At 31.4% G+C, this 20,482-nt stretch carries 20 protein-coding genes; all 20 read left to right on the top strand.

All coding sequences use genetic code 11. The features are described from left to right. The first annotated feature begins 1 nt into the window (after position 1). The 20 genes from ACN1CN_RS08510 (at position 2) to ACN1CN_RS08415 (ending at position 20,459) form a co-directional block, all read left to right on the top strand. Positions 2 to 1,249 carry an O-antigen polymerase gene (locus ACN1CN_RS08510; RefSeq protein WP_419135349.1) on the top strand — a complete coding sequence of 416 codons (1,248 nt, stop codon included), beginning with the start codon at positions 2 to 4 and terminating at the stop codon, positions 1,247 to 1,249. 76 nt (positions 1,250 to 1,325) lie between these two features. Next, positions 1,326 to 2,459: an N-acetyl sugar amidotransferase gene (locus tag ACN1CN_RS08505; protein WP_419135348.1), complete on the top strand. Its 1,134-nt coding sequence runs from the start codon at positions 1,326 to 1,328 to the stop codon at positions 2,457 to 2,459. Further along, on the top strand, positions 2,456 to 3,070 hold the full coding sequence (hisH, locus tag ACN1CN_RS08500) for an imidazole glycerol phosphate synthase subunit HisH (RefSeq protein WP_419135347.1): 615 nt from the start codon (positions 2,456 to 2,458) through the stop codon (positions 3,068 to 3,070). The genes ACN1CN_RS08505 and hisH overlap by 4 nt, the downstream gene beginning before the upstream one ends. 2 nt (positions 3,071 to 3,072) lie before the next feature. Beyond that, entirely contained in the window at positions 3,073 to 3,843 is a 771-nt protein-coding gene (locus tag ACN1CN_RS08495) for an AglZ/HisF2 family acetamidino modification protein (RefSeq protein ID WP_419135346.1), read from the top strand. Then, a complete protein-coding gene (locus ACN1CN_RS08490) occupies positions 3,843 to 4,877 on the top strand; it encodes a polysaccharide biosynthesis protein (protein ID WP_419135345.1) in 1,035 nt (344 codons plus the stop codon). Before ACN1CN_RS08495 ends, ACN1CN_RS08490 begins: the two co-directional genes overlap by 1 nt. A gap of 6 nt (positions 4,878 to 4,883) precedes the next feature. Beyond that, complete coding sequence (locus ACN1CN_RS08485) at positions 4,884 to 5,300, top strand: WxcM-like domain-containing protein (RefSeq protein ID WP_419135344.1); 417 nt, start codon at positions 4,884 to 4,886, stop codon at positions 5,298 to 5,300. A gap of 9 nt (positions 5,301 to 5,309) precedes the next feature. Further along, positions 5,310 to 6,428, top strand: a complete 1,119-nt coding sequence (locus ACN1CN_RS08480) for an NAD-dependent epimerase/dehydratase family protein (protein WP_419135343.1) — start codon at positions 5,310 to 5,312, stop codon at positions 6,426 to 6,428. A 24-nt stretch (positions 6,429 to 6,452) separates the two neighbouring features. Next, positions 6,453 to 7,592 (top strand): non-hydrolyzing UDP-N-acetylglucosamine 2-epimerase, encoded by a 1,140-nt coding sequence (gene wecB / locus ACN1CN_RS08475; RefSeq protein WP_419135342.1) that lies wholly within the window; start codon positions 6,453 to 6,455, stop codon positions 7,590 to 7,592. A gap of 1 nt (position 7,593) precedes the next feature. After that, a complete protein-coding gene (locus ACN1CN_RS08470; RefSeq protein WP_419135341.1) occupies positions 7,594 to 8,799 on the top strand; it encodes a glycosyltransferase family 4 protein in 1,206 nt (401 codons plus the stop codon). After that, the gene (locus ACN1CN_RS08465; RefSeq protein WP_419135340.1) at positions 8,799 to 9,698 is read left to right on the top strand and encodes an NAD-dependent epimerase/dehydratase family protein; all 900 of its coding nucleotides are present in this window, start codon (positions 8,799 to 8,801) and stop codon (positions 9,696 to 9,698) included. Before ACN1CN_RS08470 ends, ACN1CN_RS08465 begins: the two co-directional genes overlap by 1 nt. After that, entirely contained in the window at positions 9,698 to 10,663 is a 966-nt protein-coding gene (locus ACN1CN_RS08460) for an MraY family glycosyltransferase (protein WP_419135339.1), read from the top strand. Before ACN1CN_RS08465 ends, ACN1CN_RS08460 begins: the two co-directional genes overlap by 1 nt. A gap of 84 nt (positions 10,664 to 10,747) precedes the next feature. Next, positions 10,748 to 11,296: a dTDP-4-dehydrorhamnose 3,5-epimerase gene (rfbC, locus tag ACN1CN_RS08455; protein WP_419135338.1), complete on the top strand. Its 549-nt coding sequence runs from the start codon at positions 10,748 to 10,750 to the stop codon at positions 11,294 to 11,296. Next, positions 11,296 to 12,141, top strand: a complete 846-nt coding sequence (gene rfbD, locus ACN1CN_RS08450; protein WP_419135337.1) for a dTDP-4-dehydrorhamnose reductase — start codon at positions 11,296 to 11,298, stop codon at positions 12,139 to 12,141. The genes rfbC and rfbD overlap by 1 nt, the downstream gene beginning before the upstream one ends. 58 nt (positions 12,142 to 12,199) lie before the next feature. Further along, positions 12,200 to 13,084 carry a glucose-1-phosphate thymidylyltransferase RfbA gene (rfbA, locus tag ACN1CN_RS08445; protein WP_419135336.1) on the top strand — a complete coding sequence of 295 codons (885 nt, stop codon included), beginning with the start codon at positions 12,200 to 12,202 and terminating at the stop codon, positions 13,082 to 13,084. Between the two features lie 84 nt (positions 13,085 to 13,168). After that, positions 13,169 to 15,139, top strand: a complete 1,971-nt coding sequence (locus ACN1CN_RS08440) for a polysaccharide biosynthesis protein (RefSeq protein WP_419135335.1) — start codon at positions 13,169 to 13,171, stop codon at positions 15,137 to 15,139. Positions 15,140 to 15,345: 206 nt separating this feature from the next. Continuing rightward, positions 15,346 to 16,212, top strand: a complete 867-nt coding sequence (locus ACN1CN_RS08435; protein ID WP_419135334.1) for an ABC transporter permease — start codon at positions 15,346 to 15,348, stop codon at positions 16,210 to 16,212. 3 nt (positions 16,213 to 16,215) lie between these two features. Further along, positions 16,216 to 17,505 carry an ABC transporter ATP-binding protein gene (locus ACN1CN_RS08430; RefSeq protein WP_419135333.1) on the top strand — a complete coding sequence of 430 codons (1,290 nt, stop codon included), beginning with the start codon at positions 16,216 to 16,218 and terminating at the stop codon, positions 17,503 to 17,505. Continuing rightward, on the top strand, positions 17,505 to 18,740 hold the full coding sequence (locus ACN1CN_RS08425) for a glycosyltransferase family 4 protein (protein WP_419135332.1): 1,236 nt from the start codon (positions 17,505 to 17,507) through the stop codon (positions 18,738 to 18,740). Before ACN1CN_RS08430 ends, ACN1CN_RS08425 begins: the two co-directional genes overlap by 1 nt. A 1-nt stretch (position 18,741) precedes the next feature. Next, positions 18,742 to 19,818 carry a DegT/DnrJ/EryC1/StrS family aminotransferase gene (locus ACN1CN_RS08420; protein ID WP_419135331.1) on the top strand — a complete coding sequence of 359 codons (1,077 nt, stop codon included), beginning with the start codon at positions 18,742 to 18,744 and terminating at the stop codon, positions 19,816 to 19,818. Continuing rightward, a complete protein-coding gene (locus ACN1CN_RS08415; RefSeq protein ID WP_419135330.1) occupies positions 19,812 to 20,459 on the top strand; it encodes a NeuD/PglB/VioB family sugar acetyltransferase in 648 nt (215 codons plus the stop codon). The genes ACN1CN_RS08420 and ACN1CN_RS08415 overlap by 7 nt, the downstream gene beginning before the upstream one ends. The last annotated feature ends 23 nt before the right edge of the window (positions 20,460 to 20,482 follow it).

The raw sequence follows: 20,482 nt of genomic DNA, 5'->3' as shown, positions 1-20,482 counted from the left end.
TATGGTTGTTTTTTTTATTCTTCTTTTTTTATTTTTAATGCTTTTTGTAAGAAAAGATAATACAACGTATACAATATTAATTTTGCTTACTTTTGTTACTTTTTTTACCCAATTTTTAGTAGGTAGGGATTTTGAGTACAAATCTTATAAAACAATTTTTAATGTATGTTTTATTTGTATTAATATTTTTCTAATAATTAAGCCTTGGAGTTATGCAAATATTTTAAGAGTTGAAAATCTAAATATTGGTTTTTTTGTTTATTTCAAAAAAATTCTTTATAAAGTTTTATTTCTTAATTTATTTCTTAATTTGTTAATTTTGATTTTGGTTTTGATTTATTTACCTGATATCGCTGCGTTCAAAGCGGAGTCAGCTTATCTAAATTTGTACGATCAAATACCTTATTTTGCAAATATTTTTAGATATGCATTTACAACACAGAATGCCGGTTATCTAGCTATTCCAATATTTTATTATCACCTCGGAAATTTAGAAAAAAAAGAAGCTTTTTATGCATTTTTATTTTCAAGTTCATCACTTTTATCGGGTTTTGCATTTTATTCAAGAGCACAAATATTTACTTATACGCTTATATTCATAATTTATTTCTTTTTAATTAAAAAAACGCTTCCAAATTTCATTCAGGTTAAAGTCTCAAAACTTATAAAATATTCATCCGTTTGTATAGTTGTTTTATTTTTATTCATAACATATATTAGATTTTCAGCTATGGATTATTATGGGGATCGTATTCCTCAAAATTCTATTATTAAAGATCCTATTATTTATAGTTTGTTTGATTATGCCTCTCAAAGTTATTCAAATGGGCTATATCAACTGGAAAGATTTACAGCAGATAAAAGTTTAGGTGGGGAACAATTTTTTCGTGATATTTATCAAATTTTAAATTTTTTCGGGATTGTTAATTGGGATGTTAAAGAATCTCAAGAACTAATAGATAAAGCCTATGATTACGATGGAGGTGCCTTTAATGGATATACAACTCCACTAGTTTTTAATTTTGGATATATTTTAACGTTTTTCATAAGTTTTTTTTATTTTTTTACTACAAAAATAAAACTAAAGAATAAAGCAGTAATATCTTTAAAATCAATGTTGTTTTTAATTCTATTGTTGTTTATTCCAACTGTATCAATTTTTTATACAGGTTACGCACTTCTATTTTTTCCACTATTATTATTAGGATTGTGTAGATTTGCGTACTTAATTAAAAGTTTATTTAGATAAGAGACAGTAATTCTTTATTTTATCAACAAAGAAATAACAACCATAAATTATAATCAGTTTTAAATAAAATAAGTATATGAATTATAAAATTTGTTCTCAAACAATAATGGATACCACCGATCCTAATATTGTTTTTAACGAAAAAGGAGAGAGTGACTATTATATAAATTATATAGAAACTATTTTGCCTAATTGGCACACTGGCGATAAGGGGTTTGCCGAATTGATGCAAGTTGCAGGAAAAATTAAAAAAGAAGGAAAAGGAAAAGATTTTGATTGCATTATTGGTTTGAGTGGCGGACTTGATAGTTCTTACGTTGCATATGTAGCAAAAGAAATTATGGGCTTGAGACCTTTGTTGTTTCATGTAGATGCTGGTTGGAATACAGATAAAGCAGTAGGTAATATTGAAAAACTATGTAATGGTCTTGGACTAGATTTATATACCGATGTTATTAATTGGGAAGAAATGAAAGATTTGCAAGTAGCATTTCTTAAATCTCAGATCGCTGATCAGGACTTACCTCAGGATTATGCGTTTTTTTCTGGATTGTATAAGTTCGCAAAAAAAAATAAAATAAAATATGTTTTGACTGGTGGAAACTTTTCTACAGAATGTTGTAGAGAACCTGAGGAATGGGGTGGATTTCCAGGTATCGATACTATGCTTGTAAAAGATATACATTCTAAGTTTGGCAAACGTCCACTTAAAACCTTTCCTCTAGTGGATATCTTAAGCTATAAACTTTATTATAGATATGTATTGGGAATGAAAGTTTTTAAACCATTAAATTTAGTTCCTTATATTAAGGCCGATGCCGAAAAATTACTGATGGAGAAATTTGGCTGGGAACCTTTTCAACATAAGCATCACGAATCCAGATTTACTCGTTTTTATGAAGATTATTGGTTGCCACGTAAATTTGGGTTTCAAAAGAGAAGAGCTCATTTTTCTAGCTTGATTCTTACAGGTCAAATGACAAGAGAAGAAGCGTTAGATAGAATTTCAAGACCTGAATTGAGTGAGGAGTTTTTGCAAAAGGAGTTTGAGTACGTTGCTGATAAATTAGATTTAACAACAAAGGAGCTTCAACAAATTTTCGAGGGAGAAAATAAAACTTTTCATGATTATAAAAACAAGATAAAAATAATAGGTTTTGGTGCAAAGATGATGCAAAAACTAGGACTTGAAAAGCGATTATTTAGATGATAACAATTGTTGATTACGGTGTGGGTAATATCAATGCTTTTGTAAATGTTTACAAAAGGGTAAATGTGCCAACTAAAATAGCTAAAACAGCAAATGATTTAGAAGGTGCTCAAAAAATTATTCTTCCTGGAGTTGGACATTTTGATCATGCTATGTCTGAACTTATAAAATCGGGTATGCGTGAAAAATTAGATGAATTAGTTAAGGAGAAAAAAATACCCGTTATTGGTATCTGTGTAGGAATGCAGATGATGGGTAATTCGAGTGATGAAGGTAAATTGGAAGGACTAGGATGGATTGATGCCTCGATTAGAAAATTTGATGAGACAAAAATTAAGCAAGTTACGAGATTACCACATATGGGATGGAATGATGTGAGTCCAGTAATTTCTAATCCATTATTTGATGGATTAGAAAAAGATGCTTTGTTTTATTTTTTACATTCTTATTATTTTGAGTGTAATAATAAGAATGATGTTTTGGCAACTTCAGATTATGGTGGAGAATTTGCTTGTGCAGCGCATCATGAAAATGTCTATGGAATTCAATTTCACCCAGAAAAAAGCCATCATTATGGTGAAACCTTACTACATAATTTTGCAAAACTCTAAACATGCTTAGACCTAGAATAATTCCAAGCCTTTTGGTTCATGAGAACGGATTAGTGAAAACTGTAAATTTTAAGAATCCTAAATATGTTGGCGATCCTATTAATGCAGTTAAAATTTTTAATGAAAAAGCTGTCGATGAGCTAGCTGTGTTCGATATTGATGCAACAGTATTAGGTAAAGAACCTAATTATAGTCTTATTGAAAGATTAGCAAGTCAATCTATGATGCCTTTGTGTTATGGAGGAGGCGTAAAAACAGTAGAGCAGGCTCAACGTATATTTAGTCTTGGTATTGAAAAAATAGCACTAAGTTCGGCTGTATTGCAAAATCCAAATTTAATTACTGAGATTTCAGATCGAGTAGGAGCACAGAGTGTTATTGTAGTATTAGATGTTAAAAAGAAATTGTTAGGAGGTTATGAAGTTTATACTCATAATGGGAAAAAAAGTACTGGAATCAATCCTTTTAAATTTGTAGAAGAAGCGCAGAAATTGGGAGCAGGTGAGATTGTAATCAATTCTATCGATAAAGATGGACAAATGAAGGGATATGATTTAGATTTAATAGATAAAGTAAGGGAAAAAATAACACTTCCTATGACCGTTTTAGGTGGAGCAGGCTCTTTAAGTGATATCGAAAAAATTATTGATAGACACGGAGTAATTGGTGTAGCTGCGGGGAGTTTATTTGTTTTTAAAGGACCTTACAAAGCCGTTTTAATTAATTATCCATCTCAATTAGAAAAAGATAAGATTTTCAAAATAAATCAATAATGAAAATACAAGATAAAATTCTTCTTATAACAGGAGGAACAGGCTCTTTTGGCCATGCGGTCTTAAACCGTTTTTTACATACTGATCATTTTAAAGAAATCAGAATTTTTTCTCGTGATGAGAAAAAACAGGATGATATGCGTAATCAATTAAAAAACGATAAACTTAAGTTTTATATTGGTGATGTAAGAGATTATAATAGCGTCGAAAGAGCAATGCGTGGTGTGGATTATGTATTTCATGCAGCAGCACTAAAGCAAGTTCCTTCATGTGAGTTTTTTCCATTAGAGGCAACAAAGACAAATGTTTTTGGAACACAAAATGTTATTGATGCGGCTGGAATTAATAAAGTAAAAAAAGTAATTTGTCTAAGTACGGATAAAGCAGCTTATCCTATTAATGCAATGGGAATCTCAAAGGCATTAATGGAAAAAGTTGCAGTCGCTGCTTCTAGAAATTTGACCGATACTACAGTGTGCTTGACCAGATATGGAAACGTAATGGCCTCAAGAGGGTCAGTAATTCCTTTGTTTTTAAAACAAATTAAAGAAAATAATCCGATTACTATTACAGATCCTAATATGACACGTTTTTTGATGTCATTAGATGAAGCTGTAGAATTAGTTTTGTTTGCTTTCGAAAACGGTAATCCGGGTGATTTATTTGTAAATAAAGCTCCAGCGGGAACAATTGGTGACTTAGCGCAGGCCTTAAAAGAACTTTGTAAAGCAGATACTGAAGTTAAGATTATTGGGACACGCCATGGCGAAAAATTGTACGAAACTTTATGTACTCGTGAAGAGATGGTAAAGGCAGAGGATATGGGAGATTTTTATCGTATCCCTGCGGATAATCGCGATCTGAATTATGCGCAGTATTTTTCTGAAGGAGAAGAGGATGTCTCTTTAATTGAAGATTATCATTCGCATAACACAGAACAGCAAGGGGTGGAAGGTATGAAAAAGCTTTTGTCAACACTACCTCTTATTCGTAAGGAAGTTTTTGGTGAAGATGTTACTCAAATGCCTGGCTAGATAGAAATGGAACCAAAATTAATTGAAGGAAATAGTCATTCTGATCAAAGAGGAACTTTATTATATAACAATGATTTTGATTCTTCGTTAATCAAAAGAATATATATTATAGAAAACGAAAGTCCTAAATTTGTTAGAGGCTGGCAAGGACATCAGATAGAACAAAGATGGTTTTCGGTAGTTAACGGGAAATTTAAAATCCAGCTAATTAAAATTGATAATTGGGATAAGCCATCTATAAATTTAGAAGTATTTACCTATTTTATTGATTCTGAAAAATTAAATGTACTTCATGTCCCACAAGGTTACATTAGCAGTATTCAATCTTTAGAATTAAATTCTAAATTACTTGTAATGGCTGATTATCTATTAGGAGAAATTAAAGATGAATATCGATACGATATTGATTATTTTAAAACTTAAAACAAAAAAATGTTAAAAGTAGGTATTACAGGACAAGCAGGCTTTGTTGGAACACATTTATATAATACAATTGGGCTTTTCCCTGAAGAGTTTACACGAGTTGACTTTCAAAAAGAATATTTTGAAGATCAGAATAAATTAAATTCCTTCGTTGCAGAATGTGATGTTATTGTGCATTTGGCAGCTATGAATCGCCATAATGATCCTCAAGTGATTTATGATACGAATCTAGGATTGGTTCAGAAATTAGTTCAATCGCTTCAAACAACAAATAGTAGATCCCACGTACTTTTTTCTTCATCTACACAAGAGGAAAGAGACAATCTTTATGGGAAATCTAAAAAAGAAGGCAGAGAATTAATGGTCAATTGGTCAAATAATTCGGAGGGACAATTTACAGGAATGATAATTCCAAATGTTTTTGGCCCTTTTGGACAGCCAAATTATAACTCCGTTGTTGCCACTTTTTGTCATAAACTTTCACATAACGAAAAACCGGTTATTGAGGTAGATGGTGATTTAAAATTGATTTATGTTGGAGAATTAGTGGATGCAATTATTGCTGAGATTAGAAGTAAAGAAGGGAAACCTGAAATTTTAATGCAACATACATCAGAATCTAAGGTTTCAGAAATTTTAACTTTGTTAGAAAAATATAAGTCAGAATATCAGGACAACGGTAGTGTTCCAAGTATTAATAACAAATTTGAATTGAATCTATTCAACACATTTCGTTGTTATATGGATATCAAGAATTATTTTCCAGTAAAATTTGTTGAGCATACGGATCCGCGAGGCTCATTTGTTGAAATAATACGTTTGGGAGTTGGTGGACAAGTTTCATTTTCAACAACAGTTCCAGGAATAACCCGTGGGAATCATTATCACACTAGAAAAATTGAACGATTTGCTGTAATTAAAGGAAAAGCCTTGATTCAATTACGTAGAATTGGAACAGACGAAGTTTTAGATTTTTATCTTGATGGTAATGAACCGGCTTATGTTGATATGCCAATTTGGTATACTCATAATATTAAGAATATAGGAGAAGAGATATTGTATACCAATTTTTGGATTAATGAGTTTTATGATCCAAATGATTCTGATACCTATTTCGAAAATGTATAATAAAAATAAAACAACAAAGATATAATGAGATCAAGATTAAAAGTAATGACTGTGGTTGGTACTAGGCCGGAGATTATTCGTCTTTCCAGAGTGATGGCAGCTCTGGATAATTCAGAAGCTATTGAGCATATAATTGTACACACAGGTCAGAATTACGATTACGAACTTAATCAAATATTTTTTGATGATTTAGGAATACGTAAACCAGATTTTTTCCTAAACGCTGCGGGAGCAACAGCTACTGAGACAGTGGGACAAATACTTATAAAAATTGATCCTTTATTAGAAACAGAAACCCCAGATGCTTTTTTAGTTTTGGGAGATACAAATAGTTGTCTTTGTGCGATTCCAGCAAAAAAAAGACATATTCCGATTTTTCATATGGAGGCCGGAAATCGTTGTTTTGATCAGCGTGTTCCGGAAGAAACGAATAGAAAAATTGTTGATCATACTTCAGATGTTAACTTGACTTATAGTGATATTGCAAGAGAATATTTATTGAGAGAAGGTTTGCCTGCAGATCGAATTATCAAAACCGGTTCACCGATGTTTGAAGTTTTAAATCATTATTTACCATCTATTCAATCTTCAGATGTTTTGCAGAGATTAGGACTAGAAGAAGGCAAGTTCTTTGTAGTTTCTTCTCACAGAGAAGAAAATATAAATAGTGAGAAAAATTTTCAGGGGTTAATGGACAGCTTGAATCTTATTGCTGAGAAGTATAACTACCCAATCATTGTTAGTACACATCCAAGGACTAGGAATATGATTGAGAAAAAAAATATTCAAATGCATAAAAATGTTCAGTTTTTAAAGCCGTTAGGATTTAATGACTACAACGCTTTGCAAATGAAATCTTTTGCAGTTCTTTCAGATTCAGGAACAATTTCAGAAGAGTCATCAGTATTAAATTTTAGAGCTCTTAACATTAGAGATGCTCATGAGAGGCCTGAAGCGATGGAAGAGACTTCCGTAATGATGGTAGGTTTGAGCCCAGAAAGAATTATGCAGGGATTAGTACAATTACAATATCAGAAGATTGGAACAGAAAGAAATTTTAGGCCAGTTGCTGATTATTCAATGCCAAATGTTTCCGAAAAAATGGTTCGTATTATTTTGAGTTATACGGATTATGTAAAACGTGTAGTTTGGAGAGAGCTATAGAATGAAAGTACTATTAGTTACTCAATATTTTTTTCCTGAAAATTTTAAAAGCAATGATATTGCTTTTGAATTAGTTAAAAGAGGACACGAGGTTACTGTTTTAACAGGACTGCCAAATTATCCTGAAGGAAAATTTTATAACAGTTATGGTTTTTTTAAGAGGCGACGTGAGACCATTAATGGTGTAAAAGTTATTAGGGCCTTGTTAATTCCGAGAGGAAAGGGTGGGGGAATTAGACTTTTTTTAAATTATTTTAGTTGGGCATTCTTTGCTTCAATAAGAGCTTTGTTTTTAGCTTTTCAAGATAAATTTGATGTAGTTCTGGTGCACGAACCATCTCCTATAACTCAAGGTTTTCCTGCTATTGTTATAAAGAAAATTCAGAAAATTCCATTGCATTTCTGGGTATTGGATTTGTGGCCCGAAAGCCTTACGTCGGCGGGAGGAATCAAAAACAAAACGGTACTATCATTTTTTACAGGAATGGTAAAGTATATATATAATAATTCAGATAAAATTTTAATTAGCTCCAGGGGATTTAGAGAATCAATTTTAACGAAAGGGAATTATGAAGATAAACTAGTTTATTTTCCCAATTGGGCTGAAGATTCTATTTTAAAAGGAGATACTAACTATCCGATTCCGGAGCTGCCTCAGGGCTTTAAAATTCTTTTTGCCGGAAATATTGGAGTAGCGCAAGATGTTAATTCTATTATAAAAGCGGCCTTAATCCTTAAAGAGAAATTAGATATTCACTTTGTTTTTGTTGGTGATGGAAGAAGCAAACAGGAACTTGAAGAATTTGTAGCAGTAAATAAATTAAGCCAGACAGTACATTTTGTGGGAAGATTTCCGATAGATGCAATGAAAACTTTTTTCACTAGTTCTGATGTATTATTAGTTTCGCTCAAAGATGAATTGATATTTAATTTAACAGTGCCTGCAAAACTCCAGGCTTATTTATGTACCCAGAAACCAATTTTAGGGATGCTAAATGGCGAAGGAGCTGAATTAATAAATGATGCTAAATGTGGATTTTCTACAAACGCTGGAAATTTTGAAGGATTGGCAAAAGAAATTGTCAAATTGTATGAGTTAAGCGAAGAACAACGAAATATTCTTGGGCAAAATGGATTTAGATATTTTGAGGAGAATTTTACAATGACAAAATGTATAGATAATTTAGAATTCATATTAAAGAGCTAATGTCAAAAATTGCAATAACGGGATTAACAGGATTTGTGGGAACGAATCTAAAAAAATACTTAAGTTCATATGAAATTGAACCATTAAGTGTTCGTTATGTACCGAATCAAAAAATTGAAATCAATGCAGATACTATTATTCATCTTGCGGGGAAAGCCCATGATTTGAAAAAAGTTTCAAAGCCAAATGATTATTATGAGGCAAATTGTGAATTAACAAAACAATTGTTTGATGCTTTTTTGCGGTCGGATGCAACCGTATTTATTTTTATGAGTACAGTAAAAGCTGTTGCAGATAAAGTTGATGGAATTTTAACAGAAGAAGCTGTTTCAAATCCTAAGACACATTATGGCATAGCTAAGCAGCAAGCGGAAGAATATATATTAGGGAAAAAATTACCCGAAGAGAAACGAGTTTATATACTAAGGCCTTGTATGATTCATGGCCCGGAAAATAAAGGAAATTTAAACTTGTTATACCAATTAGTTTCAAAAGGGTTACCTTGGCCGTTGGCGGCCTTCCAAAATCAACGTTCATTTTTAAGTATAGAAAACCTTTGTTTTTTAATTAAGAATCTGATTGAAAATAAAACGATTTCTACGGGAATATATAATTGTGCCGATGATGAAGTTCTGTCTACAAACGAAGTAGTGCAAATTATTTCAATGGTTTTAAATAGAAAAAATCGTTCAATTGCAGTTCCTAAGTCAATTATTAGAGGTGTTGCTAAAATTGGAGATATTGTTAGATTTCCCTTGAATTCCGAAACAGTCCAAAAACTGACTGAAAATTACGAAGTTTCAAATAAAAAAATAAAAACAGCTTTGAAAATTGAAAGACTCCCACATACTGCACAATATGGATTGGAGCGAACAATAAAAAGTTTTATAGATAAATAATGGAATACACAATTTTAGGAATTGTTTTAATGATTATAATGTTACTTTATTTTAAAGTAGCCGATCGTTTTAATATCATAGATAAGCCTAATCATCGAAGTGCGCATACAGAGATAACATTAAGAGGTGGAGGGGTTATTTTTTGGTTTTCTGCCTTGCTTTATTTTGCCCAACATTTAGAAAATAACTATTTTTTCTTTACAGGTATCACTTTGGTAAGCTTAGTAAGTTTTTGGGATGATATTCAGAGTTTACCAAATAAAGTTCGAATTACAGTTCATTTTATTGCTATTTCATTGGCTTTCTATGATTTGGGTGTATTCGATTCGCTTTCCGTTTTTTGGATTAGTATAGCATATGTTCTCGCTATCGGCTTAATAAATGCATATAATTTCATGGATGGAATTAATGGAATTACAGGTTTGTATACTTTGGTAGTAATGGGATCATTATTATATGTAAATACAAATATTCAGCTATTTACAGATGGAGCCTTTATAAAATATGGAATGATAGCTAGCATAGTTTTTCTTTTTTTTAATTATAGAAAAAAAGCAAAATGTTTTGCTGGTGATGTTGGGAGTATTGCAATAGCTTTTTGGGTGATTTATCTGGTTTTGAAACTTGTTTTGGTAACAAATTCCTTGGTTTGGCTATTGTTTTTGGCCGTTTATGGAGTTGATACTATTTGTACAATTATACATCGTTTGTGTTTAAAACAGAATATCTTTGAAGCTCACCGACTACATTTATATCAAATTTTAAGTAACGAGTGTAAAATACAACACAGAATAGTTTCGATGATTTATGCTTTAGTTCAGTTAATTGTATCTATGCTTGTTGTTGTTGGTTATCAGAATGTTAATGATTTGTTTTTGTTTTTATGTGCTATTGCACCTTTACTTTTAGTATATTTATTAAAGTTTTATTTGTTAAAAGAAAACAATTGTAAGATAAATATTTGATTACATCAATTGAAGATAAAAATAGAATAATAGTAGTTATTATGGATTTATTGAGAAAATAAACTAAAGAATTATACTCGAAGTATGAAAATTGAAAAAACATTTATAAAAGATTTATTAATTATTAATCCGATAGTTTTTGGAGATGAAAGAGGTTTTTTTTTCGAGTCTTACAGTAAAGTTAAATTTGAAAATTTAGGAATTAATATTGATTTTGTTCAAGATAATCAATCGTTCTCTAAAAAAGGAACATTAAGAGGTTTGCATTATCAAAATCCTCCTTTCGCACAAACCAAATTAGTTCGCGTTCTGGAAGGAGAAATCATAGATGTTGCGGTAGATTTAAGAAAAGATTCTCTTACTTATGGAAAATCATTTAGTGTTTTATTATCAGCAGAGAATAAAAAACAATTATTAGTTCCTCAGGGTTTTGCTCATGGTTTTTCAGTGATAAGCGAAACGGCTTCAGTAATGTATAAATGTGATCAGTTTTATGATAAAGCTTCTGAAGGAGGAATTAAATTTGATGATCCATCTTTAAATATTGATTGGGGAATAGATGTAAAAGAAGCTATTGTTTCTGAGAAAGATCAGATTCTTCCTTTTGTAGAGAATTGTAATAGCTTATTTTAATGAGAAAAATACTTGTTACAGGAGCAAATGGACAACTAGGATCTGAACTTTCAGTTCTATCAGTATTTTATCCAGAATTTGAATGGATTTTTGCAGATCGAACAAAAATTGCATTAGATGATTTGGAGTTGCTTAAAGATCAGCTAAATGAAATTAAGCCTGATATTATTTTTAATTGCGGCGCTTATACAGCAGTAGATAAAGCTGAAACTGAAAGAGAGTTGGCATTTACAATAAATCATTTGGCTGTAGAATTAATTGCGAAATATACATTCAAGAATAGTGTAAAACTAATCCATATTTCAACAGATTATGTATTTGACGGATCTTCTTCTTCCGCTTTAAATGAAGAAGCAGAAACAAATCCTATAAATGTTTATGGAGAGAGCAAATTGGCCGGAGAAATTGCGTGCTTAAGAGAGAATCCAGATTCAATTATTATACGAACCTCTTGGGTGTATAGTAAGTTTGGGAATAATTTTGTCAAAACGATGCAAAGATTGATGCAAGAAAGGGATACAATAAATGTTGTAAATGATCAAATTGGTTCACCAACATATGCTGCTGATTTAGCTCAGGCAATGGTTGATATAGTAAGATCTTCGAATTGGATTCCTGGTATATATAATTATTCAAATGAAGGAGAAATTAGCTGGTACGAATTTGCACTCTCTATAAAAGAATTAAGAGGTTATAATTGTAATGTTAGCGGGATTTCGTCATCTTCTTATCCAACTCCTGCAAAACGCCCGGAATTTTCATTGTTAGATAAAAAGAAGATCAAGGAAATCTATAATGTAAGTGTTCCTGATTATAAAGAAAGTTTAGAAAAAATGTTTGTTTAATAATATATGCCTTGAATTTAGGATGAAATTTCCAGTAAGAAATCTAAAATTATAAATAATGAAAGGAATTATTTTAGCTGGAGGTTCTGGCACACGTTTACATCCATTGACTCTTGCAATGAGCAAGCAAATGATGCCTGTTTATGACAAACCGATGATTTATTATCCGTTATCTACTTTGATGATGTCAGGGATAAACGAAATATTAATAATCTCCACCCCTCATGATTTACCAAACTTTAAAAAATTATTAGGAGATGGTTCTAGTTTGGGATGTAAATTTAGTTATGCAGAACAAGCAGTTCCTAATGGTTTGGCTCAGGCATTCGTTATTGGTGAAGAGTTTATAGGCAAAGATGATGTTGCTTTAATTCTTGGGGATAATATTTTCTTTGGATCTAATATGCAAAAACTCTTAAAATCAAATACAAAACCACAAGGAGGGGTTGTTTTTGCTTATCACGTTTCAGATCCTGAACGATATGGAGTTGTTGAATTTGATGAAAATTTTAAGGCGATTTCAATTGAAGAAAAGCCAGAAGAACCAAAATCAAGTTATGCAGTTCCTGGTTTGTATTTTTATGATAACTCGGTTGTTGAAATAGCTAAAAATATTAAACCTAGTGCTCGCGGAGAATACGAAATTACCGACGTGAATAAAGTATACTTAGAAAGAGAATCGCTGAAAGTTGGTATTCTAAGCAGAGGAACAGCATGGTTAGACACAGGAACTTTCAATAGTTTAATGCAGGCAGGACAATTTGTTCAGGTTTTGGAAGATAGACAAGGACTTAAAGTAGGCTGTATTGAAGAGGTTGCTTGGAGGCAAGGATTCATAAATGATACTGAATTGGAAAGACTTGCTTTACCTCTTGTTAAATCTGGATATGGATCGTATTTGATAGAATTTTTAAAACAAAAGAAAAAAGGTGTTAAAGTCTAATTTACTAGTGAAAATAATTTTTTAAAACCTTTAATTTGTATTTTTGTAAGCTATATAAAGTTTACAAAATTAAACGAAACCAAATTGGATACAGATAAACAAACCAAAATAGCTTCTTTATTGCTTAATTTATTCTCACCTAGGAATTTACGAGCGAGTATTAATAACCTTAGTTACTTGCCTAGATGGATTATTGTTGCCATAGATATAATGGTGCTGATTTTCTCGTTTACTTTTACCTATATGTTGTTTGAAGGTACAGCATTGGGTTATATCATTACCTCTCATCAGTTTTTCTTTGTCTCGAGTTTAATTGCCACCAATATATTTTTCTTTTGGTTGTTTAGAACTTATTCGGGTATTATTAGACACTCCTCTTATATTGATGCTATAAAGTTGTTGTTTTCTCAAATGTCAGTTTTAGTGTTTTTTTTATTTTTCAATTTAGTTTTTGAATTATATATAGGACATAAAGCATTTTTGAATACAGCGCTTTTTATCAATTTAGTACTGTCTTTTTGTGGGTTGTTTTTATATCGCGTGATCGTAAAGCAGACATTTGAATTATATTTCTCTGAAAAAACAACCACAAAGTTAATTCGTACAGTAATTTATGGAACAGATGCCAATGCAATTTCGGTTGCTAATGCTCTGAAGTTTGAAACTCCTTCGCGATTTAAAATTGTAGGGTTTGTAGACAAAAACAATCAGAATGCATCTAAACGAATGCTTGATTTACCCATTCTGATTTTAAGAAAAAAATTACCGGCTCTGATGCGTTCTGTAGCTGCAGAAGGTGTTATTATTGCTGATAAGAGCTTGTCTAAAGATGAACAATTAATCATTGTAGATCAATGTTTGGAGTTCAATTATAGAGTATATACAGTTCCATTGATTTCGGATTGGGAAAATCAAAAAGAAATTTCTCAAAAAGTAAAGAATATTCAGATTGAAGATTTACTAGAAAGAAAACCTATTGTTTTAGATAGTAAATCAATTTCTAAACAATTAAAAGACAAAACCGTTTTAATTACCGGGGCAGCGGGATCTATAGGTAGTGAAATAGTAAGACAGGTTCTTGGTTTTAACCCTAAGATGGTAGTCATTTTAGATCATGCCGAAACCCCGCTTCATAATTTGTGTTTGGAAACATTGACTTTAGGTTCTGAATCAAAAATAGTGGCAGTAATTGCAGATGTAAGAAGCAAAAAAGCACTGGAAAAAGTTTTCAAAAACTATAGCCCTCATGTTGTTTTTCATGCAGCCGCATACAAACATGTTCCATTAATGGAAGAGAATCCGGCACAGGCGATTCACACGAATATTAAAGGAACTAAGAACTTAGCAGATTTATCCTGTAAATATCACGTCAAAAAATTTGTCATGGTTTCAACAGATAAAGCGGTAAATCCTAGTAATGTTATGGGAGCGAGTAAAAGAATTGCTGAAAAGTATGTTCAATCCTTGTTCTTGAAAAATCAGAGAGAAAATGGTGGAGAAAGCGTTACTAAATTTATCACGACGCGTTTCGGAAATGTTTTGGGTTCAAACGGGTCAGTAGTTCCGTTATTTACGAAACAAATTGCCGAGGGTGGACCGGTTACTATAACGCATCAGGATATTATTCGTTATTTTATGACTATTCCCGAAGCTTGCCAATTAGTTTTAGAAGCTGGTGCAATGGGTAACGGAGGTGAGATTTATATTTTTGATATGGGTAAGCCTGTAAAGATTATAGATTTGGCTAAAAAGATGATTAAACTGGCAGGTTTTATTCCGGATAAGGAAATAAAGATAAAAATTGTTGGTTTGCGACCTGGAGAGAAACTCTATGAAGAGTTATTAAATGATACTTCTAAAACATTACCAACTTACCATAATAAGATTATGATAGCTCAGGAAATTCAAGATGAGTACGAAAACCTGCATATTGAGATCGATGAGCTTATCGGAATAGCCGATTTTTATGATAATGAGGATATAGTAGCAAAAATGAAAAAAATTGTTCCTGAATTCAAAAGTATGAATTCTACTTTTGAGGTTCTGGATAAGTAATTTCGCAATATTTGAATTAAGGTTTAATTCTATACTATAAAAGGGTGTTTTTTTAGAAAACACCTTTTTTGCTTTTAAAATGTTTTTTGAAGCATAAAAATCTTGTTAATTAAACAAGTGTAGTTATTCGCGGTTAAAAAAATAATGAAACTTGAGGAATAGTCATATCAATGATATAGTTGTAGATTGTTTCTAACAATAATAAAATGAACAACAATAATAGCCCCAATGATTGGTTGTTTGAAATAACACCTAAGAATAAGTTCTTTTCGCTAAATTTAAAAGAAGTTTGGCAGTATCGCGACTTATTATTTCTTTTCGTAAAACGTGATGTCATCACGGTATATAAACAAACTGTTTTAGGCCCGCTTTGGTATCTGATACAGCCATTGTTTACTTCTGTAACCTTTACAATAATATTCAATAATGTTGCCGGTATCGATACAGGAAAGGTTCCGCCATTTTTATTTAATCTGGCAGGGATAACGGTTTGGAATTATTTTACAACTTGCCTGACCGGGACATCGGATACTTTTAAGGCGAATGCTGCTATTTTTGGGAAAGTATATTTTCCGAGAATAATTACCCCTCTATCGGTTGTAATTTCAAATCTAGTAAAATTCGGGATTCAATTTCTGATTTTTGTTGGATTTTATATTTTCTATTATTTCCAGGGAGCTGATTTAAGTTTAAATGGCCTAGTTTTATTTTTCCCTATTTTAATAATCATAATGGGAATTTTAGGATTGGGCTTAGGAATGCTTATCTCTGCAATGGTGACAAAATATCGAGATTTTAGTCATTTAATTGGCTTTGGGATACAATTATTGATGTACTTGTCGGCAGTCATGTATCCTATGGAGCTTATTAAAGATAAATTACCTAGTTATGGTTGGCTAGTCGAATATAATCCATTAGCTTATATTATTGAGACCACCCGTTTTATGTTATTGAACGTTGGAGGGATTTCGGTTTTAGGATTAGTCTATACTTTAGTTGTCACTATAACAGTATTTTTTATTGGACTTTTGGTTTTTAATAAAACGGAGAAAAGTTTTATAGATACTGTTTAATTCATGATTCACGATTCACAATTGGAAAAAGATATAATATTAAAAGCTGAAAACGTTTCTAAACAATATCGTTTAGGACAAGTAGGTACAGGAACCTTGAGTCATGACATCAATAGATGGTGGCACAAAATAAGAGGCAAAGAGAATCCTTATTTAAAAATTGGAGACACTAATGACCGCTCAACTAAAGGTAATTCAGATTATGTTTGGGCTTTGCAAGACATTAATTTTGAAGTGGAACGAGGAGAAGTTCTCGGAATTATTGGTAAAAACGGAGCAGGAAAATCAACACTTTTAAAGATACTGTCAAAAGTAACAGCTCCAACTACCGGTAGTATAAAATCTCGTGGCCGTATTGCTTCACTTCTTGAAGTAGGAACGGGGTTCAATGGAGAAATGACGGGAAGAGAGAATATTTTTCTAAATGGTGCTATTCTTGGAATGACTAAAAAAGAAATTTCTTCTAAACTTGATGAAATCATTGAATTCTCAGGTTGCGAACGTTATATAGATACGCCAGTAAAAAGATATAGCTCTGGAATGACAGTTCGTTTAGCCTTTGCTGTAGCCGCTTTTTTGGAACCGGAAATTTTAGTTATAGATGAGGTTTTAGCCGTTGGTGATGCCGAGTTTCAGAAAAAGGCTATTGGAAAGATGCAGGATATATCTAAAGGAGAAGGACGTACCGTTTTGTTTGTAAGCCATAATATGGCTGCAGTGAAACAATTGTGTACCAGAGGAATTGTTTTAGAACAAGGGATGATTAAATTTCAGGGAAATATTAATGAAGCTTTAGATGTTTACAATTCAGATTCATATGAATGTGTTACTAATGTAGGTTGGAAAATTGAAGATGCACCTGGAAACTTAAATGCCAGAATAACTTCTGTCAAACTTAAATCGGATAATCCATTTTTTCTTATTGAAGACCAAATAAGCCTGGAAATAGAGTATGTCAATTTTATAGATAACCATTCAATTAATTGCTCAATTTCAATTTTTGATGATAAAGAATCTTATGTCTTAGCCTCACCTAATTTACAACGAGTTCCTTTAGGAAAAGGAACTTATAGAAGTGTCTGTGTAATTCCTGAGAACCTTTTAAATAAAGGGAAATATTACTTTACTATAATCTTAGTTGGTAATAATTTTGAGATAATCGCACAACTTGACAAAATAATTTCAGTTGATCTGGAAGAGGAAGGAACTCATAGGAAAGATTATTTTGGTTATTGGGGAGGGGTTGTAAGGCCTTATTTAAATTGGGAAAATATTCAAATTAATAGATGGTAGTGAATATTATTCAAGTTATTAAAAATAAAGTGCAGAATGTTTTTTCGATTGCAAGAAGTTTTTGTAGTGATGATTATATGTTTTACAAGGGGCTAAAAAAAACCGATCTATTAATTTTTGATGATATATTTCCGCATCCAATATCTGGTTTTAGGTATGAAGAATTTACGGTACTATTAAAACATTTTAAAAAATCTAAAATTATAGTTGAACCAACGTCATATGCGATTGTAAATACTCCAATTGAAAACCATCAAAAACACATTTCGGAATTTATATTGCAAAACGTATCATTAAAAAAGAAAATAGTACGTAAAAAGAAATTGGTCAATATAAATACAAACTTGTTTTATTGTGTTTTCCTAAATAACATTTATAAAAATTTATGGTGGTTAGAGAAATACAAAATTCCGTTTGCTTTTACTTTGTATCCTGGAGGAGGATTTCAATTAGATAACACGATAAGTGATGAAAAATTAAAAAAAGTTCTTGAATCGCCGTCATTTCGTAAAGTTATCACAACTCAAAAAATAACCCAGAATTATTTAATTGAGAAAAACTTTTGTAGTTCACAGAAAATAGAATTTATTTTTGGAGGGGTTGTCCCGCAAATATCCTTAAATAAAGATTTAACAAATAAAAAGACTTATTTAGTGAATAAGTTGACATTCGATATTTGTTTTTGCGCGGCTAAATACAGCCCAAAAGGAGAAGATAAAGGTTACGATGTATTTATAGAGTTTGCTAAAACCATAGTTGATAAATATGATTTTATAAATTTTCACATCATTGGAGGTTTTGATGAAAATGATATTGACGTTTCAAAACTTAAAGGAAAAATAAAGTTTTATGGATATCAAAATTTTGAAACTTTAGGTGTCATTTATCAAAATATGGATGTGTTGATTTCTCCAAATAAAGCATTTGTATTAAGTAAAGGCGCGTTCGATGGATTTCCGTTAGGTACGGTTGTCGAAGCGGCTTTAAATGGTGTTACGGTTTTAATTACTGATGAACTTAAACAGAATAGTACTTTTATTCCAAATGTAGATTTAATTTTGATAGATAGTAATTCTGATTCTATTAGGAATAATATTATCGATTTAATTGAAAACCCTGAAAAATTATATTCAATTTCTCAAAATGGTCAGCAAAAATTTCTTAAAGTTTATTCTAATGAAATCCAGATGAAACCAAGGATTTCTTTGTTACAGAATGAAATAGCCCAAAAATAATATGATAAACGTAACCAAAGCTTTTCTACCCCCCTTACCCGAATATACAAAACAAATTCAGCGCGCCTGGGATAATGAATGGTTAACCAATAGAGGTGAACTCGTGTTGGAACTTGAAGAAAAATTGAAAGAGTATCTGGATATTTCAAATATTATAATTACTAACAATGGAACAGTACCCCTGCAAATTGCTTTGAAGTTGTTAGGAAATAAAGGTGAAATTATAACCACACCATTTAGTTATGTAGCAACAACGGCATCAATAGTTTGGGAAAATTGTACACCAGTTTTTGTAGATATTCATCCAGAATATTTAACCATAGATGAAACGAAGATAGAGGAGGCTATTACGTCAAAAACGACGGCAATATTAGCGACTCATGTTTTTGGTAATCCATGCAATGTTATCGCTATTGAAGCTATTGCAAAAAAGTATAATTTGAAGGTTATTTATGACGCGGCACATTGTTTTGGTATGCAGTTTAATAACAAGTCTATTTTTAATTATGGAGATATTAGTACTTGTAGCTTTCATGCTACCAAGTTATTTCATACGGGAGAAGGTGGAGCTATGTTTGCTAATGATTTAGATTTAAGGCATAAATTATTTTATTCTCATAATTTTGGACATAGTGGACCATTAGCGTTTCATGGTTTAGGAATCAATGGTAAAATATCGGAACTGCAAGCTGCTATGGGATTGGCCGTTTTTCCTTATATGGATCAAATAATTAGAGAGAGAAAAAATCTAGTCCATTTTTATAACGATAATCTGGATTTTAGTAAAGTATATTCTATTAAGATTAGAGAGAATACAGATTGGAATTATAGTTATTATCCCTTAATTTTTGAGGATGAAGAACAATTACTTAAGATTCAAAAAGTCTTAAATGAAAATGAAATTTTTCCAAGACGATATTTTTACCCATCTTTAAATACTATTGAGTATATTAATAGTGCTAAGATGCCTGTTTCTGAAAGTGTAGCGTCTCGTATAATGTGTTTACCATTGTATGTAGGTCTACAATTAACGGAGTTAGAAAAAATTATTTCAATTATTAATACCAGTTTATGTTAATTATAGGAGCTAAAGGTTTTGCAAAAGAAGTTCTGGAGGTAGTGCATCAATTAAATCAAACGGATAACTTGGCGTTTTATGATGATGTGAATGATGATATAAATGGATTTTTATTTAATAAATTTTCTGTTTTAAAAACTCTTCACGACGCAACGACATATTTTACCACCGTAGATAACAGGTTTACGATAGGAATTGGTAATCCAGTATTAAGAAAACAGCTTCATGATAAATTTACTGCGTTAGGTGGTATTTTTACTTCTACAATCAGCCCACTTGCTATTATTGGTAATTTTGGTAATGAAATTGGAGTAGGGTCCAATATCATGACCGGAACGGTAATCACAGCTGATGTTATTGTTAAAAAAGGTTCTTTAATAAATTTAAATTGTACAATCGGCCATGATTGTATTATAGGTGAATTTGTAGAATTATCCCCAGGAGTGAATATATCCGGAAATTGTGTCCTTGGTGACTATACTGTTTTGGGAACTAATGCAACTGTTTTACCTAAAGTCAGAATAGGTAAAAATGTCGTTGTTGGCGCAGGTGCTGTTGTTACTAAAGATGTTCCTGACAATTGTCTAATTGTTGGAATACCAGGTAAAATTATTAAAGAACTAGAGGAATTACGATTTTAATAATGAATCGAAATCTAAAAGTT

Source organism: Flavobacterium sp. T12S277 (genome assembly GCF_048514875.1).
In the GTDB taxonomy this organism is placed as follows: domain Bacteria; phylum Bacteroidota; class Bacteroidia; order Flavobacteriales; family Flavobacteriaceae; genus Flavobacterium.
This window is presented reverse-complemented; position numbering and strand designations above follow the sequence as displayed.